Origin of the sequence: Pseudomonas sp. D4002 (assembly GCF_013385665.1) — a bacterium.
In the GTDB taxonomy this organism is placed as follows: domain Bacteria; phylum Pseudomonadota; class Gammaproteobacteria; order Pseudomonadales; family Pseudomonadaceae; genus Aquipseudomonas.
The window spans coordinates 1-16921 of record NZ_JACAPN010000011.1 but is presented as its reverse complement, the minus strand read 5'-3'; the positions used below and the strand labels follow the sequence as shown (position 1 = coordinate 16921).

At 60.8% G+C, this 16921-nt stretch carries 12 protein-coding genes; 6 read left to right on the top strand and 6 right to left on the bottom strand.

The features are described 5' to 3' along the window. From lon to HX824_RS04380, 3 genes are all read left to right on the top strand, one after another. On the top strand, positions 1-2397 hold the full coding sequence (gene lon, locus HX824_RS04390) for an endopeptidase La (RefSeq protein WP_003207858.1): 2397 nt from the start codon (positions 1-3) through the stop codon (positions 2395-2397). A 146-nt stretch (positions 2398-2543) separates the two neighbouring features. Further along, complete coding sequence (locus HX824_RS04385) at positions 2544-2816, top strand: HU family DNA-binding protein (protein ID WP_003174819.1); 273 nt, start codon at positions 2544-2546, stop codon at positions 2814-2816. Between the two features lie 230 nt (positions 2817-3046). Next, on the top strand, positions 3047-4921 hold the full coding sequence (locus HX824_RS04380) for a SurA N-terminal domain-containing protein (RefSeq protein ID WP_003207860.1): 1875 nt from the start codon (positions 3047-3049) through the stop codon (positions 4919-4921). Between the two features lie 89 nt (positions 4922-5010). On the opposite strand, the gene nhaA is transcribed toward HX824_RS04380, so the two are convergent. Then, a complete protein-coding gene (gene nhaA / locus HX824_RS04375; protein WP_177054183.1) occupies positions 5011-6345 on the bottom strand; it encodes a Na+/H+ antiporter NhaA in 1335 nt (444 codons plus the stop codon). A 115-nt stretch (positions 6346-6460) separates the two neighbouring features. After that, entirely contained in the window at positions 6461-7639 is a 1179-nt protein-coding gene (locus HX824_RS04370; protein ID WP_177054182.1) for an MFS transporter, read from the bottom strand. A 128-nt stretch (positions 7640-7767) separates the two neighbouring features. On the opposite strand from HX824_RS04370, the gene HX824_RS04365 reads away from it, so the two are divergent. Together HX824_RS04365 and HX824_RS04360 are read left to right on the top strand one after the other, a co-directional pair. Next, a complete protein-coding gene (locus tag HX824_RS04365; protein WP_003207864.1) occupies positions 7768-8667 on the top strand; it encodes a LysR family transcriptional regulator in 900 nt (299 codons plus the stop codon). An 89-nt stretch (positions 8668-8756) separates the two neighbouring features. Continuing rightward, positions 8757-9605, top strand: a complete 849-nt coding sequence (locus HX824_RS04360; RefSeq protein ID WP_177054181.1) for a DUF2242 domain-containing protein — start codon at positions 8757-8759, stop codon at positions 9603-9605. Here the strand turns inward: HX824_RS04360 and aceE are convergent, their stop codons facing one another. Continuing rightward, entirely contained in the window at positions 9606-12275 is a 2670-nt protein-coding gene (gene aceE / locus HX824_RS04355) for a pyruvate dehydrogenase (acetyl-transferring), homodimeric type (protein ID WP_102605976.1), read from the bottom strand. A gap of 145 nt (positions 12276-12420) precedes the next feature. On the opposite strand from aceE, the gene HX824_RS04350 reads away from it, so the two are divergent. Beyond that, positions 12421-12891, top strand: coding sequence for a MarR family winged helix-turn-helix transcriptional regulator (locus HX824_RS04350; RefSeq protein WP_003207868.1), 471 nt, complete (start codon positions 12421-12423; stop codon positions 12889-12891). Positions 12892-13035: 144 nt separating this feature from the next. Here the strand turns inward: HX824_RS04350 and HX824_RS04345 are convergent, their stop codons facing one another. The 3 genes from HX824_RS04345 to HX824_RS04335 all read right to left on the bottom strand — a co-directional run bounded on the left by HX824_RS04345 (position 13036) and on the right by HX824_RS04335 (position 16525). Continuing rightward, a complete protein-coding gene (locus tag HX824_RS04345) occupies positions 13036-14055 on the bottom strand; it encodes a pyruvate dehydrogenase (protein WP_177054180.1) in 1020 nt (339 codons plus the stop codon). Between the two features lie 300 nt (positions 14056-14355). Next, on the bottom strand, positions 14356-15390 hold the full coding sequence (locus HX824_RS04340) for an AraC family transcriptional regulator (RefSeq protein WP_177022251.1): 1035 nt from the start codon (positions 15388-15390) through the stop codon (positions 14356-14358). 4 nt (positions 15391-15394) lie between these two features. Then, the gene (locus tag HX824_RS04335; RefSeq protein WP_008431963.1) at positions 15395-16525 is read right to left on the bottom strand and encodes a carbon-nitrogen hydrolase family protein; all 1131 of its coding nucleotides are present in this window, start codon (positions 16523-16525) and stop codon (positions 15395-15397) included. Positions 16526-16921: the final 396 nt, after the last annotated feature.

The following is a 16921-nucleotide window of genomic DNA, read 5'->3' as shown; positions in this document are numbered from 1 at the left end:
ATGAAGACAACCATCGAATTGCCTCTCCTGCCGTTGCGTGATGTCGTCGTCTATCCGCACATGGTTATCCCGCTGTTCGTGGGGCGCGAGAAGTCTATCGAAGCCCTCGAGGCCGCGATGACGGGCGACAAGCAGATCCTGCTGCTGGCCCAGAGAAATCCTGCTGACGATGATCCGGGCGAAGATGCCCTGTATCGCGTTGGTACCGTTGCAACTGTCCTGCAACTGCTCAAGCTGCCTGATGGCACCGTCAAGGTGCTGGTGGAAGGCGAGCAGCGCGGTGCGGTCGAGCGCTTCATGGAAGTGGACGGCCACCTGCGTGCCGAAGTGGCGCTGATCGACGAAGTCGACGCCCCTGAGCGCGAATCCGAAGTGTTCGTTCGCAGCCTGCTGTCCCAGTTCGAGCAATACGTGCAACTGGGCAAGAAAGTCCCCGCAGAAGTCCTCTCTTCCCTCAACAGCATTGATGAGCCAAGCCGCCTGGTCGACACCATGGCCGCGCACATGGCGCTGAAAATCGAGCAGAAGCAGGACATTCTCGAGATCATCGATTTGTCGGCCCGGGTCGAACACGTCCTGGCGCTGCTGGATGCCGAAATCGACCTGCTGCAGGTTGAGAAGCGCATTCGCGGCCGTGTCAAAAAGCAAATGGAGCGCAGCCAGCGCGAGTACTACCTGAATGAGCAGATGAAGGCCATTCAGAAAGAGCTGGGCGACAGCGAGGAAGGCCACAACGAAATCGAGGAGCTGAAAAAGCGCATCGATGCCGCCGGCCTGCCGAAAGACGCGTTGACCAAGGCCACTGCCGAGCTGAACAAGCTCAAGCAAATGTCGCCGATGTCGGCCGAAGCCACCGTGGTTCGTTCGTATATCGACTGGCTGGTGCAGGTGCCGTGGAAGGCCCAGACCAAAGTGCGCCTGGACCTGGCCCGCGCCGAAGATATTCTCGATGCCGATCACTACGGCCTCGAAGAAGTCAAGGAACGCATCCTCGAATACCTCGCCGTGCAAAAGCGCGTGAAGAAGATTCGTGGTCCGGTGTTGTGCCTGGTCGGTCCTCCTGGTGTGGGTAAAACCTCGCTGGCGGAGTCGATTGCCCACGCCACCAACCGCAAATTTGTGCGCATGGCCCTGGGCGGTGTGCGTGATGAAGCGGAAATCCGTGGTCATCGCCGGACTTACATCGGTTCGATGCCAGGAAGATTGATTCAAAAGATGACAAAGGTGGGTGTGCGCAACCCGCTGTTCCTGCTCGATGAAATCGACAAGATGGGCAGCGACATGCGTGGCGACCCGGCGTCTGCTTTGCTGGAAGTGCTCGACCCCGAGCAGAACCACAATTTCAACGACCATTACCTGGAAGTCGACTACGACCTGTCCGACGTAATGTTCCTGTGCACCTCCAACTCGATGAATATTCCGCCAGCCTTGCTGGACCGGATGGAGGTGATTCGTCTGCCGGGTTACACCGAGGACGAGAAGATCAACATCGCCGTCAAATACCTCTCGCCCAAGCAGATTGCGGCCAACGGCCTGAAAAAAGGCGAGATCGAATTTGATGCCGACGCGATCCGCGACATCATTCGTTTCTACACCCGCGAGGCCGGTGTACGGGGCCTTGAGCGTCAACTGGCGAAGATCTGCCGCAAGGCCGTGAAGGAACATGCGCTGGAAAAACGCTTCTCGGTGAAGGTCACCGCGGACCTGCTGGAACACTTCCTGGGCGTGCGCAAATTCCGCTACGGCCTGGCTGAGCAGCAGGATCAGGTAGGCCAGGTCACTGGCCTGGCGTGGACCCAGGTGGGCGGCGAATTGCTGACCATTGAGGCCGCCGTGATCCCGGGCAAAGGGCAACTGATCAAGACCGGTTCCCTGGGTGACGTGATGGTTGAATCCATCACCGCCGCGCAGACCGTGGTGCGCAGCCGCGCCAAGAGCCTGGGGATCCCCCTGGACTTCCACGAGAAGCACGACACCCACATCCACATGCCGGAAGGGGCAACGCCGAAAGACGGTCCTAGCGCAGGCGTAGGCATGTGCACGGCACTGGTATCAGCCCTGACCGGCATTCCGGTGCGCGCCGATGTCGCCATGACCGGGGAAATCACCCTGCGTGGCCAGGTACTGGCCATTGGTGGCCTCAAAGAGAAATTGCTGGCTGCACACCGCGGTGGTATCAAGACTGTGATCATTCCTGAAGAGAATGTTCGCGACTTGAAGGAGATTCCTGACAACATCAAGCAGGATCTGCAGATTAAACCGGTTAAATGGATTGACGAGGTCCTGCAAATTGCGCTGCAATACGCGCCGGAGCCCTTGCCGGATGTGGCTCCGGAGATAGTTGCAAAGGATGAAAAACGCGAGACTGACTCTAAGGAAAGAATTAGCACGCATTAATACGTTTAAGCCTGGGGGCTTCCTTGACAGCTTTTTAGAGCCCTTGTTATAAAGCGGCTCTTAAGTGTCTGTAGGCCATTCAGCACTGGTTTTTGCTTTCACCAAAAAACTTAGAATCATACTCAATAGATATAAGGGGACTTAGAGTGAACAAGTCGGAACTGATTGATGCTATCGCTGCATCTGCTGATATCCCGAAAGCCGCTGCTGGCCGTGCGCTGGACGCAGTAATCGAATCCGTCACTGGCGCTCTCAAGGCCGGCGACTCTGTGGTACTGGTTGGTTTCGGTACTTTCTCTGTGACCGATCGTCCAGCTCGCACTGGCCGTAACCCACAGACTGGCAAGGCTCTGCAAATCGCCGCTGCCAAAAAACCAGGTTTCAAAGCCGGTAAAGCCCTGAAAGAAGCCGTTAACTAAGCTTCGCTCAAGCCTTACCCATCCGGGTCGGACGCAGGTCTGACCTGGCAGCGGAGCGGCAGCTGACCCGAGTATCCATCGGGTCGCCACGCCGGGGGTGTGGGTTCAAACCCCCGTCCGCTCCGCCAGTTACGAGAAGGCGCATCCTCGGATGCGCCTTTCTTCTATCCGGACTCTACCCACGCTCCACGGTTGCCTAATTTTGAAGTTCAACCGTTTCTGGGGGACGCATGCTGCAGAATATCAGGGACAATTCACAAGGCTGGATTGCCAAGACCATTATCGGGATCATCGTCGCATTGATGGCGTTCACCGGTATCGAGGCTATTTTTCAGGCTTCGACCAACAACAAGCAGGACGTGGCCAAGGTCAACGGTGAAGAAATCACCCAAAGCGAACTGGGCCAGGCCGTCGACATGCAACGTCGCCAGCTGATGCAACAGCTGGGCAAGGACTTCGATGCTTCCTTGCTGGACGAAAAGCTGCTGCGCGACGCCGCCCTCAAGGGCCTGATCGATCGCAAGCTGCTGCTGCAAGGCGCGGCCGATTCGAAATTCGCTTTCTCCGAAGCTGCGCTGGATCAAGTGATCCTGCAGACGCCGGAATTCCAGGTGGATGGCCAGTTCAACGCTGAGCGTTTCGACCAGGTGATCCGTCAGCTGGGCTACAGCCGTATGCAATTCCGTCAGATGCTGAGCCAGGAAATGCTGATCGGCCAGGTTCGTGCTGGTATTGCCGGCAGCGGTTTTGTGACTGATGCCGAAGTGCTCGCGTTCGCCCGTCTGGAAAAACAGACCCGCGATTTCGCCACCGTCAGCGTCAAGGCCGACCCTGCAGCAGTGAAGATCACTGACGACGAGGTCAAGGCTTACTACGACCAGCACGCCAAGGAGTTCATGACCCCGGACCAGGTGGTCATCGACTATCTGGAGCTGAAGAAGGCTTCCTTCTTCGACCAGGTCGCGGTCAAGGACGATGAGCTGCAAGCCCTCTATCAGAAAGAAACCGCCAACCTCGCTGAACAGCGTCGCGCGGCGCACATCCTGATTGAAGTCAACGACAAGACCACCGACGAGCAGGCCAAGGCCAAGATCGAAGAAATCCAGGCGCGCCTGGCCAAGGGCGAGAAGTTCGAAGCCCTGGCCAAGGAGTTCTCCCAGGATCCGGGTTCTGCGAACAACGGCGGTGACCTCGGTTTCGCTGGCCCTGGCGTCTACGACCCTGCCTTCGAAACAGCGCTGTATGCGCTGAACAAGGACCAGGTCTCGGCACCGGTGCGTTCCAGCTTCGGCTGGCACCTGATCAAGCTGTTGGGTGTTGAAGCACCAGAAGTGCCATCGTTCGCCAGCCTGAAAGACAAGCTGACCCGCGAGCTCAAGACCCAGCAGGTTGAACAGCGTTTCGTCGATGCGACCAAGCAACTGGAAGACGCTGCATTCGAAGCTTCCGACCTGGCCCAGCCGGCGTCGGACCTGAAGCTGACCGTGCACACTTCCGCGCCGTTTGGCCGTGAAGGTGGCGAAGGCATCGCTGCCAACCGTGCCGTAGTGACCGCTGCATTCAGCCCTGAAGTACTGGATGAAGGTGCCAACAGCACCGCCATCGAGCTGGATCCGGAAACCATCGTGGTGCTGCGTGCCAAAGAGCACCTGAAGCCTACCCAGCTGCCGCTGGAAAGCGTTGCCACTGCCATCCGTGCCCAGTTGACCAAGGAGCGCGCGAGCGCTGCGGCGAAGACTCACGCGGACGAGCTGATTGCCAACCTGCGTGATGGCAAGACACCGCTGAACCAGCCGGTGGATGGCCAGGCCTGGAAAGTCACCGAAGCGGCCACCCGTGGCCAGGAAGGCGTCGAGCCAGCCGTGCTGCAAGCCCTGTTCCGCATGCCAAAGCCTGCGGCCAAGGACAAGCCGACCTTCACCAGCGTGACCCTGCCAGACGGTAGCCTGGTGATCGTGCGCTTGAACGCGGTCAATGAAGCCGCTGCACCGACCGATGACGAGAAGGCTCAGTACCGCCGCTTCCTCGCGTCCCGTGTCGGCCAGCAAGACTTCGCCGCCTATCGCAAACAGTTGGAAACCAAGGCTGAGATCAAGAAGTTCTGATCTCGTAACAGCCTGAATAAAAAGACCCCGGCCTGAAGAGGCCGGGGTCTTTTTTTATCCACTAATCAGCTGACTCAACCAGTCTTGATTCAACGCGCAAACTTGAGCTTGCCCCAACTCAGGCCAATCACAGCCGCCAGGGTCGAAGCGCTCAGCACACTCAGCTTGGCAGCCGACAGCAGCGTCGGATCGGAGAAGGCCAGCGACGAGATGAAAATCGACATGGTGAAACCAATTCCCGCCAGCAGGCCCACCAGGGCGACGCCGTTCCAGGTCACGCCCTCCGGCAGTTTGCAGATATTCAGTTTGACCAGCACGACACTCGCCAGCATCACCCCCAGCGGCTTGCCGAGCACCAACGCCAGGATGACCCCCATGAACACACCGTGGGGCAGCGGGTCGTTCAGGTTGAACCCTTGCAGGCTCACCCCCGCGTTGGCTAGGGCAAACAGTGGCATGACGCCGAAGGCCACCCATGGGTGTAACCCGGCTTGAATCCGCTGCACCGGCGGCAACATTTCCCGTTGGGCCTGTCTCAATTGCTTCAATGGTTTGGCGACCTGATGGGCACTTTCTGACGGATGCGAAAGCCGGTCCATCAGCTCGTTAAATGTGCGCCCGATGGTGTCCAGAGGGCGTTCCCGAGTCGGTCTGGAAGTCACGGGCGTTATCAGGCCAAGCATTACGCCCGCGAGCGTCGGATGCACGCCGGTCTTGAGCAGCCCAAACCAGACAATCGCCCCCGGCAACAGGTACACCACCGCCTTGCCAATTCCCATCCGCTGAAAAACCAGCACCAGCGCCAGCCCGCAGGCCGCGATCACCAGGCCCATGTAGTCCAGGCTGGCGGTATAGAAAATCGCGATGATCAGGATGGCGACGATGTCATCAATGATCGCCAAAGCCAGCAACAGGATGCGCACGCCAGCCGGAATCGATTTGCCCAGCAGCGCCAGCACACCCACGGCAAATGCGATGTCGGTGGCTGTGGGCACCGCCCAGCCACTGGCCGCTACGGTGCCATGGTTGAGCAGGGTGTAAATCAGCGCCGGCATCAGCACGCCACCCAGTGCCGCGCCGAGGGGCAGGGTGGCCAGTTTCAGGTTGGCGAGTGCGCCGTCCCTGATCTCCTGGCGAATCTCGGCGCCCACCACCAGGAAGAAGATGGTCATCAGCCCATCGTTCACCAGGAAGTGCAACGAGCGCGAGACCGTGAAGTCTCCCAGTCCGATAGTGAGTGGGGTGTTCCAGAAGTGTTCGTAGGAATCTGCGACGGGGCTGTTGGCCCAGACCAGCGCGACGATCGCTGCCAGCAGCAACACGATACCGCTGACTGCTTCGATCCTTGAAAACCGCTCCAATGCGGACAGGGCGCCTTCGACCAGAACCTGGGGGCGCGGAATAGCAGGGTGTTTATCAGGCACGACAAGTCTCCATTGGCGGCCCGACCAATGCTTATCCTTTAACCTGCGCTGTGCCGTATGCAGCAGCGCACCCGGTGCGATCATAAGAGTTAAGAAACATCACGTCACGTTTCGTTTAAACATCGGTTAAACGCAGCGTCGCGATCAGTGCCAGTACGACCAACGCGGCGACCGCCCATGGAAACGATGTCACTCCCCACCCTTGCAACAACATGCCGCCGAGTAGTCCGCCACCGGCGATGCCCAGGTTCCACACCGTCACCAGCATCGACTGTGCGGCATCGGCTGAATCCCCGGCCGACTTGGCCAGCGCCGTTTGCAGCAATGCCGGCAAACCGCCAAACGCCAGCCCCCATAAGGCCACCGTGGTGTAGATCACCGTCGCCGAGGTGATCCAGAACGCCAGCGCCAGGGCCGACAGCGCGAACATTGCGCAGCTGATCACCAATAACGCGCGCAGCCGCTGATCAATCAGCGCGCCGACGATCCAGATACCCAGCAGCGCCGCCAGGCCAAACACCAGCAGCACCTGGTCGATGTCCGCTGCAATCCCGGCAGGTACCAGGAACGGCGCGATATAGGTGTAGAGAATGTTATGAGCCAGCACGTAGGTGAAAGTCACAAACAGCACCGGACGAATCCCTGGCAGTGCCAGCACCTGGCGCAGCCCCAGGCGTTTTTCCGCCTGTTGCCCGGCAAAGTCCGGGACCTGCCAGCGCACCCAGGCCAGCAGCACAACCGTCAGGCCGGACATGATCGCGAAGCTCAGGCGCCAGCCAACCGTGGTGCCCAGGAATGTCCCGGCCGGTACACCCAGTGACAGCGCCAATGGCGCGCCGAGCATGGCCACGGCAATGGCCCTGCCTTGCAGGTGCGGCGCAACCATGCGGCTGGCATAACCGGCCAGCAGCGCCCAGAGCAATCCCGCGAACACCCCGGCGAAGAACCTGGCCACCAGGGTCAGCAGGTAATCGCTGGAAAACGCCGTCACACTGTTGACCAAGGCAAACCCGCCGATGGCAATCATCAGCAATGGCCGCCGGCGCCAGCCCCGGGTGGCGATGGTCAGGGGAATCGCGGCCAACAGCGAGCCCAGGGCGTACAGGGTCACCAACTGGCCCACCAACGCTTCGGACACCCCGAGGCCGGTGCCCATTTGCGGGAGCAAGCCCGCCGGCATGGCTTCGGTGAGGATGGTGATGAAGCCGGCGGTAGCCAATGCCAACAGACCGCCCAGAGGCAGTCGTTCACGGCTCACCGCGCGGGTCGTGGAAGATAGGGCGCTGTCGCTCATGTTTTCTTGGCTCCGGTTTTCAGACGAAAGGGCAGGGAGCCAGAGTAGGGTGCTGCACGGTGGAGAAAAACAGGCTAAGGTTCCGAACTTATCGGACGCCAATATCCGCAATCCTCGGGAGCGAGACGATGGACAGCCTGGGCAGTATTTCAGTGTTTGTGCAGGTGGCCGAAACCCGCAGCTTTACCGAGGCCGGGCGCATGCTGGGGGTGTCGTCCTCGGCGATTGGCAAAAGCATCGCGCGCATCGAAGAGCGCCTGGGGGTGCGGCTGTTCCATCGCAGCACCCGCAGTATCACGTTGACCAGCGAGGGCGCGCTGTTTCTCGAACGCTCCCGGCGCATCCTGGCGGAAGTCGAAGCCGCAGAACAGGAACTGAGCCAGGCATCCGCCACCCCCAGAGGCAAGTTGCGCGTCAGCCTGCCGCAAGTGCGCGGCTTGTTGATGCCGGTACTGACGGATTTCATGCGCGCTTATCCCGAGATCGAGCTGGACGTGGACTTCTCCGACCGCATGGTGGATGTGATCGAGGAGGGTTTCGACGCGGTGATCCGCACCGGCAAGCCCGAGGACTCACGCTTGATGGCGCGCCACCTCGGGTATTACCGCCTGGTGCTGGTGGCGTCCCCGGAGTACCTGCGCCTGCACGGTACGCCGCGCCAGCCCCGGGATTTGAGCGACCACGCCTGCCTGCGCCACAAATTCTGCGCCACCGGCAAGCTGGAAACCTGGCCACTGCGCCCGGAGCCGGGCCTGCCGGAGCCGACCCTGCGTGCGCCGCTGGTCTCCACCACCATCGAATCACTGATGCACGTGGCCCATGAAGGCCTGGGGATTGCCTGCCTGCCAGACTTCATGGTCCGCGAATCGGTGGAGCAGGGCCGGCTGCAACGGGTGCTGGACTATTACCTGGAGCACAGCGGCAGCTTCTGGATGCTCTGGCCATCAAGTCGCCATGCCTCGGCGAAATTGCGCGTGTTTATCGACCATATGGGCGAGCGGCTTTTTCCTGCGGACACCGTCCCGTAAGGCTGTGACGTTTTACCGACAGGAATTCGCGCGCCGAGGCCACGTTCTGTTGCACAATACCGCCCTGACTGTTTTCCTCAGGATTTTCGATGTCGACATCATTTCACTTGCGTAGCCTCGGGTTGGCGCTGGTGCTGGCGGGCGCTGCGGGCTGCTCGTCACCCAAGACCGCTATTTATGAACATGAGAACTTCGACGACTCCGGCACGTTTTCCCGTGATTACCCGGTCAGTGACACGGCGGCCTGCGAAGCGGCGCGGCGTGCGCTGTTGAGCCAGGGTTACATCATCACCAGCAGCGATCCAAAGCTGGTGGCGGGTAACAAGAGCTTCCAGCAGACCGGCGAAACTCACCTGCAGATCAGCTTCAACGTGGTGTGTGCCGACGATGGCAGCGGCAATCATCACTCGACGATGTTCGCCAACGCCTTGCAGGATCGCTACGCCTTGAAGAAGGTCAACAACTCCGCCAGCCTCGGTGTGGGTGTGTTGGGTTCGGTGTCGATGCCGATTGGCTCCACCGACGACTCCATGGTCAAGGTGGCCAGCGAGACGGTGTCTGCGCCGAAATTTTATGAGCGTTATTTCGCCCTGGTGGACGTTTTCCTGCCCCAGGAAGTGAAAAAGGCAGCGCATATTCCAGAGAAGCCCAAGGCTGACCTGGGCATCCCGGAACCTAAGGCAGCTCCGGCGGCCGATAAGGCCGATAAGGCCGATAAGGTTGAAGCGCCGAAAGAAGTGCCAAAAGAAGCGCCGGCCACACCGGCAGCCCCAGTGACGCCGGCGGTAGTGCCAGCGGCATCGGAGCCGGTGGTACCACCGGCGGAACCTGCGCCGATTGCACCAAAGGAAGCCCCGGCACCTGCGCCAGAGGCCACCACTCCTGCGCTGCCGGCGCCGACCGAAGCGATTCCGCCTCTGCCGACGCCTGCGCAGTAACTACACCGCTACGGGGTTGGCCTTGTCGACGTTGATCCCGTAGCGGCTGATCGCCTCCGCCACCCTGGCGCGGCTGATCAGGCCGTCATCCGCCAGCGCCTTCAAGGCCGCCAGGGCAATGAAATACCGGTCCACCTCGAAGAACTGGCGCAAGGTTTCGCGGGTATCCGATTGCCCGAAGCCATCGGTGCCCAGCGCCACAAAGCGCCGGCCCGGTACAAACGGGCGAATCTGATCGGCAAAGATTTTCATGTAGTCGGTGGCGACCACCACGGGCCCAGGCTGGCCCTCAAGGCACTGCTCGACATAGCTGGTACGCGGTTCGCTTTCAGGATGCAGCAGGTTCCAGCGCTCCACGGCATGACCTTCCCGGCGCAGCTCGGTCAGGCTGGTGACACTCCACACATCGCTGGCCACGGCAAAATCATCGCGCAGCAGGTCCGCGGCGGCGATGACTTCCCGCAGGATCGAACCGCTGCCCATCAGCTGTACCCGTGGTTGCGTGGTGTCTTCAGCCGCCTTCAACCGATACATGCCCTTGAGAATCCCGTCCTCGACGCCTTCGGGCATCGCCGGGTGCGGGTAGTTTTCGTTGAGCAGGGTGATGTAGTAGTAGATGTCCTCTTGCTCGACGTACATCCGGCGCATGCCTTCGCGAATGATCACCGCCAGCTCGAAGGCAAACGTCGGATCGTAGGAAATGCAGCACGGGATCACCGACGACAGCACATGGCTGTGGCCATCGTCATGCTGCAGGCCTTCGCCCATCAGCGTGGTGCGCCCGGCCGTCGCCCCCAGCAGAAAGCCCCGCGCCCGTGCATCACCTGCGGCCCAGGCCAGGTCGCCGACCCGCTGGAAGCCGAACATCGAATAGAAAATGTAGAACGGCACGGTCATCAAGCCGTGGTTGGCGTAGGACGTACTCGCGGCGATCCACGAAGAAATGGCGCCGGATTCATTCAGGCCTTCCTGCATGATCTGTCCGTCCTTGCTCTCTTTGTAGTAGGACAGCTGGCCCGCATCCTGTGGGGTGTAGAGCTGGCCGACAGCGGAGTGAATGCCGATCTGGCGGAACAGGCTTTCCATGCCAAAGGTGCGGGACTCGTCCGGCACGATGGGCACGATCAGTTTGCCCAGGTTCGGATCCTTGAGCAGGGTGCCGAGGATGCGCACAAAGGCCATGGTGGTGGAGATCGCGCGCTCGCCGGTGTCCTTGAGCTGGGTGGCGAAGGCATCCAGTTCCGGGATCTTCAGCGACTCGACCGCGCTATGGCGAGCCGGCACGTAGCCACCCAGTGACTGGCGGCGGGCGGCGAAATAGCGGGCCTCTTCGCTGTCGGCGGCCGGTTTGAGATACGGGATTTCAGCCAGTTGGTCGTCGGCCACTTCCAGCCCGAAGCGATCGCGGAAGGCTTTGACGGCTTCAGCGCCCATCTTTTTCAGCTGGTGGTTGATGTTCTGGCCTTCGCCGGCCTCGCCCATGCCGAAGCCCTTGACGGTTTTCGCCAGGATCACCGTCGGCTGGCCGCTGTGACGCACGGCGGCGGCATAGGCGTTGTAGACCTTGTCCGGGTCATGGCCGCCCCGTGAGAGTTTCCAGATATCGTCATCGGACATATCTGCCACCAGCGCCAGCAACTCCGGGTATTTGCCGAAGAAGTGTTCCCGCACGTAGGCGCCGTTTTGCGATTTGTAGTTCTGATAGTCGCCGTCCACGCATTCCATCATGCGCTGGCGCAGCAAGCCGCTTTTATCCTTTTCCAGCAGCGCATCCCAGCCGCCGCCCCAGATTACCTTGATCACGTTCCAGCCGGCGGCGCGGTACAGGCTTTCGAATTCCTGGATCACCTTGGCATTGCCGCGCACCGGCCCATCCAGGCGTTGCAGGTTGCAGTTGACCACGAAGATCAGGTTGTCGAGCTTCTCGCGCCCGGCCAGGGAAATGGCTGCCAGGGATTCCGGCTGATCCATCTCGCCATCACCGAGGAACGCCCACACCTTGCGGCCCTGGTGCTGCTTGAGGTCGCGGAACTCCAGGTAGCGCATGAAGCGCGCCTGATACGCGGCGGTAATCGGTCCGAGGCCCATGGAAACCGTAGGAAACTGCCAGAAGTCCGGCATCAGGCGAGGGTGCGGATAGGATGACAAACCGTCGCCACCGGCTTCGCGGCGGAAGTTGTCCAGCTGCGCTTCGCTGATCCGGCCTTCGAGGTACGCCCGCCCGTAAATGCCCGGCGCGGAGTGGCCCTGGATGTACACCAGGTCGCCATCGAAGCTTTCAGTTCGGCCACGGAAGAAATGGTCGAAGCCTACGTCATACAGCACCGCAGCCGACGCATAGGTTGCGATATGCCCGCCCACGCCGGAATGTTTCCCCGCGCGCAGCACCATGGCCATGGCGTTCCAGCGAATAAACGCATTCAGCCGGCGCTCGGTGGCCAGGTTGCCGGGGTAGGGCAACTGGCGGTCTACCGGGATGGTGTTGACGTACGGGGTGGTCACCCGCCCGTAGAAGTCGCCATGCCGCGCCACGTCGAAATCCAGCAACTGATCAATCAGGTAATGCGCGCGCGGGCGGCCTTCGGTGGACAGCACCGATTCGATGGACTCCAGCCATTCGCGGGTTTCCTGTGGATCGTCGTCGAGGCGTACTGCAGTGTTCGGGGTCATGTCAGGCTCCAGGGTGGACGGGTTTCAGCGTGTGGGCTCCTTGTGGGAGCTTTACGAATGTAGTTGCAATTGCAACTACATGGCTGAATCTAGCGCGGGATGAGCTACTATTGCAACCTTCTTGAAATTCCCCGGATGGTGTTGCATGTCGTCGAAAGAGCCTGATGTCTGGTTCCGTTTTGTTCGGGCCCACAGGACGGTCATCCGTGAAATCGAACGGCGCCTGGCCGATGCCGGTCTGCCGCCGTATGCCTGGTACGACGCTTTGTGGGGCCTGGAAAGTGGCCCCGATGGCACCCGGCGCATGCACGAATTGGCCGATGTGCTGGCCATCGAACGCTACAACCTGACGCGCCTGGTCGACCGCCTGGAAAAGGACGGCCTGGTGGTGCGTTCGCGCTCCGACGGTGACGGGCGTGCTGCCTTTGTCTCAATTACCGACGCGGGCCGGGTATTGCGTAAAAAGATGTGGAAAATCTACGAAAGCAGCGTGGATGAATTGTTTTTGTCGCAGCTCGACAGCGAGCAACGCCGGGTTTTTGCCGAGGCATTGGAACGTACCGCGGGGCTGGCGATGGAGGCGGGTGTGCAGACCCGCGGGCGGCGTAAGACCTGAAGCAAATATTCCAGGCGACGCGGATTCCGTGTGGGAGCGGGCTTGCTCGCGAAAGCGGTGTGTCAGCAACAGTAATATCAACAGGCACACCGTCTTCGCGAGCAAGCCCGCTCCCACATTTGATCTGCGATGGATTGCAGATCGTCATTTCAGTTGATATCGATTCAGGGCGGTCTCCACCTGTTCTGCTTCGATCCAGCCGTCATCCGCCAACGCCTTCAATGCCAGCACCGCTACCCAATATCGACTGGGTGCTGACGTTTCCACGGAGCCCGCACCCAACGCTACAAAACGCGCATCCACATGCCCTGCCAACTGGTCAACGATAGGCTGCGGATACCCGGTGACCGCGACCACCGGCGCGCCATCCCCAGCCAGGCAATCCCTTAGATGACAACTGCGCTTCGGTGCCAACGGGTGCAGGCGATTCCAGCGTTGCGCTGCATCCGCTTCGCGGGCCAGCCGTGTATAGCTGGGGCAACTCCACAGTTGCGCCTCGACGTTCCAATCCGTCTCGAGCAACTGCGCGGCGTGCACGACTTCTTCAAACGCTCGACCCGCACCCAGCAACCGCACCCTCAATTCACTGGTGTATGAGCGCCGGACCCGGTACATGCCCCTGAGCGCATGCTCACTATCCTGCGGGCTCAGCCCTGGCCCTTCGTGTTGATCGTGCAGTGCCAGGTAGTAGAACCCCGGCTCGCCGTCGACATACAGCGCCTGCAAACCCGCCAGCACAATCGCCCGGGCTTCCTCGCCGGAGGCCGGGTCATAAGGTGTGCAGTGAGGATTGCTGGCCAGCCATAAGGGCAGTGAAGGGGAGGGCTGGGTTGCATTGTCGTTGCACAGGATGCCCCGCTGACGGGTCTCGCCGGACAGCGCGCGCAACTGCGCCGATGACGCGGCCGTGTGCAGGTACAGCATGGGTTTTTCCCCGGTATTGCGCGCGAACCAGGTGGGCCAGTTCACCACTCGGCGTGAGCGCGACTGGCCGCGAATCACCCACGCCTGCCGGCTGGACTCCAGGGTGTTGGCCATGGTCATCACGCTATACAGGGGCGAGCAGCGGGGCTGCTGCGTTGCATTCAGGGCGTCGATGCAGATCAGGGCAGAGCGTTCGGTGCTGGCAGTCATGAGCAGGGTCGCTTGGCAACGGGTGCCCATACCCTAAAGGAATTCGGCTTACGATTGCAATTGCAATGATTGCAGTTGCATCTAAAATTCATCCGGCTAAATCAAGGCAATCCTGCTACGTTTAATCCTGAAGTGCAGGAACGTCATGCCACGGACATTTTTTCGTCATGACGGCACTTTAGGCTGGTTGTGCAGGTCACTAAGCAACCCCTTTTCATAAAACAAGGAGTAAACCATGGACGATTACCAGGAAGAATTGCTCGAGTACCACGCCTTTGAACTGGATCCGCTGGATCCGGCCGATGATGCCACCGAGCTGTAAGACAGACGTCAGGCGGAATGCCGCTGACTGCGGCGAAATTCCCCTGGGGTCTGGCTGTTCCAGCGCTTGAACGCCCGTTGAAAGGCTTCCGCTGAAGCAAAACCGAGCAGATAGGCAATTTCACCGAACGCCAGTTCGGTATCGCGAATGTAGGTCATGGCCAGGTCGCGGCGAGTGTCATTGAGAATCGCCCGGAACTGAGTCCCTTCTTCCGCCAGCTTGCGCCGCAAGGTCCAGGTCGGCAGTTTCAAGCGTGACGCCACTTCTTCCAGGTCGGGTTCCCGGCCACCATTGAGCATCGGCCCGAGCAAGCGGGTAATGCGCTCGCGCAGGCTGCGGGTGCGCGTCAACTGCTCCAGTTCCCGTTCACACAATTGCACCAGTAATTGCCAGGTACTCGGGCAATGTTCCGGGTTGCGCATGGCCAGGGTTTTCTGGCTCAGGCGCAGTTGGTTGTGCTCGGCGCCAAACTGGATCGGGCAGTCCCCCAGCACGCTGTAGCGCTCGCTGTAGTCCGGTGCTTCGAATTCGATTTCGATGCGTTGCGCCTGCACCGGTTGCAGGCTCAGGCTCGACAACTGATGCAGCCACCCGGCGATGATCGAATCCACCACAAAGCGGTTGTAGGCGTTGTATGGGCTGATGGAATAGAAGCGCAACCAGGCGCCATCCGTGTCCTCGTGAAAGCTCGACTGGCCGCGATAGTTGGAGCCGTACAAGGCTTCGAAGCGCGTCAGGGTACGGGCGGCTTCGCGCACGGTGGGCGCCTGGGCGGCGGTGACCCCGGCGAGCCCGGCCTGGCTCAGGCGGCTGAGCTGGCCCATGCGCAGGCCCAGGCTGGCGTCGCCGGTCAACTGGATGGCCGCAAAGCCCAGGCGCATATAGCGCGGGATCGACAAGCGTGCACCCGCCTCGGCCAGGCGCGCCGGGTCGAGGCCGTATTGCAGCAGCAACGGTTGCGGGTCCAGGCCATGGCTGTGGATCGCATCGGCCAAGGTGTGGACGAAGCCCACCGACAAATCCCCAAGCCGCACCGGCTTCATTGAGTTACAGCCACACGTTCAGCAGGCGCGCGCCACGGGCATTGCCGTCGGCGAACACCTGGCCGTTGCTGCTGAGGAAGCTTTGCCCGGCGCTGCCCATGTCAAAGAACTGCCCGCGCAGGAACACGCTCATGCCGGCGGTGGCCTGGCTGATGGGTTGCTGGCTGATCAGGGTCAGGCGGTGCCAGGCTTCGCCTTCGCTGAGCTCTTCGGGCTTGAGGCTGATCTCGGCTGGCGTCGACACGCTTTTGAAGCCGCGCCACGGCTTGTCCCAGGTCTCGCGGCCAATCACGAAGGCCGGCACCGCCACCAACTGGGCGCCTTGCTCGTTGAGCTTGCGGTAGTTGTCCGGGTACCAGCTGTCGCTGCCGATCAGGATGCCCAGGCGCCCGGCCGGGGTGTCGACCACGCTGACGCTGTTTTCATCGCCCGGCTCAATAAAGCCGCGCTCGTCAAAAATCGGATACAGCTGGCGTTGCGGCTGGCCCAGCGGCAAGCCATCGCGGTCGAAGACCACACTGGTGTTGTACAGCGCGCCATGGCCGATCTGCAGCTGGCCCTGGTTGACGCTCGGGTTGGGCAGTGCAATGGAGCCGGCCACCAGGGTCACGCCGAATTCCTTGGCCAGGCCACCGAACAGCACTTGATAGTCGCGGGCCATGGCCGGGGCCTTCATACGCAGGTAGGCGTCGTCGATACGGTCGTCACCCTTGGCGCTGATCAAGGCCCGCAGGAACAGCAGCGGGTTGCTCGCCGACAACCAGTTCATCGCTTCCTTGAGGTTGGTGGCCTGGTACAGCTCGTTCTTTTCGCCGCTGACCATCAGCCAGGTGCCGATATGTTCCGGCAGTACCACGATGGTCTTGTCGTTGATCAGGCCCTGGTCACGGGCGTTTTGCAGGTAGGCCGCCAGCTTGAGGTGCAGGCGTTCCAGGCTCTGGTAGTCGGCGGGGAACAGTTCCGGCTGGATGCCCAGCAGGTTGCCGCGGTCGGCGGGCACGCCTTGGTCGACTGCCAGGTTGATCCGCAGGTCGGACAGGTAATGGCCCACGGGGCGCTCCTGGGTCCAGACCAGATAGGCGGAAACGGCGGCGACCAGGGCCATGATGAGGGTGAAGCCAAGAAGTTTACGCATGGGGCAAATGACAACGGACCGTGTGCTGGGTTTGCATTTTCTCTCAAATTTCTGGGCTGGGTACGAAAAACCGTGGTTTGGCACGAAAATCTCAAAAGCCTTGAGCGCGTGTTTTCACCGCGGGCCGGATCTTTCCAGGGTCGACAGTAACGGGTTGTGACCACAGGTGCACGCGCGCGGGTCAATGCCGTGGGATGTTACTCGTGCGCGCACCAGCTTCTGGCAGATTGTTACTTTGTGCCTCAATACCGTGCGCAAGTTCCTCGCCAAGGTTGATTCGCGCGATGGGTTCGCGGAGGGCTGGCCGCGCAACTCAAGAGTTTCAGCGCCTTACAGGCCTCTCTGTTCAACGACGCGTCGAGTTGGCAACAACCTTGCATATGCTTGTATGTACAA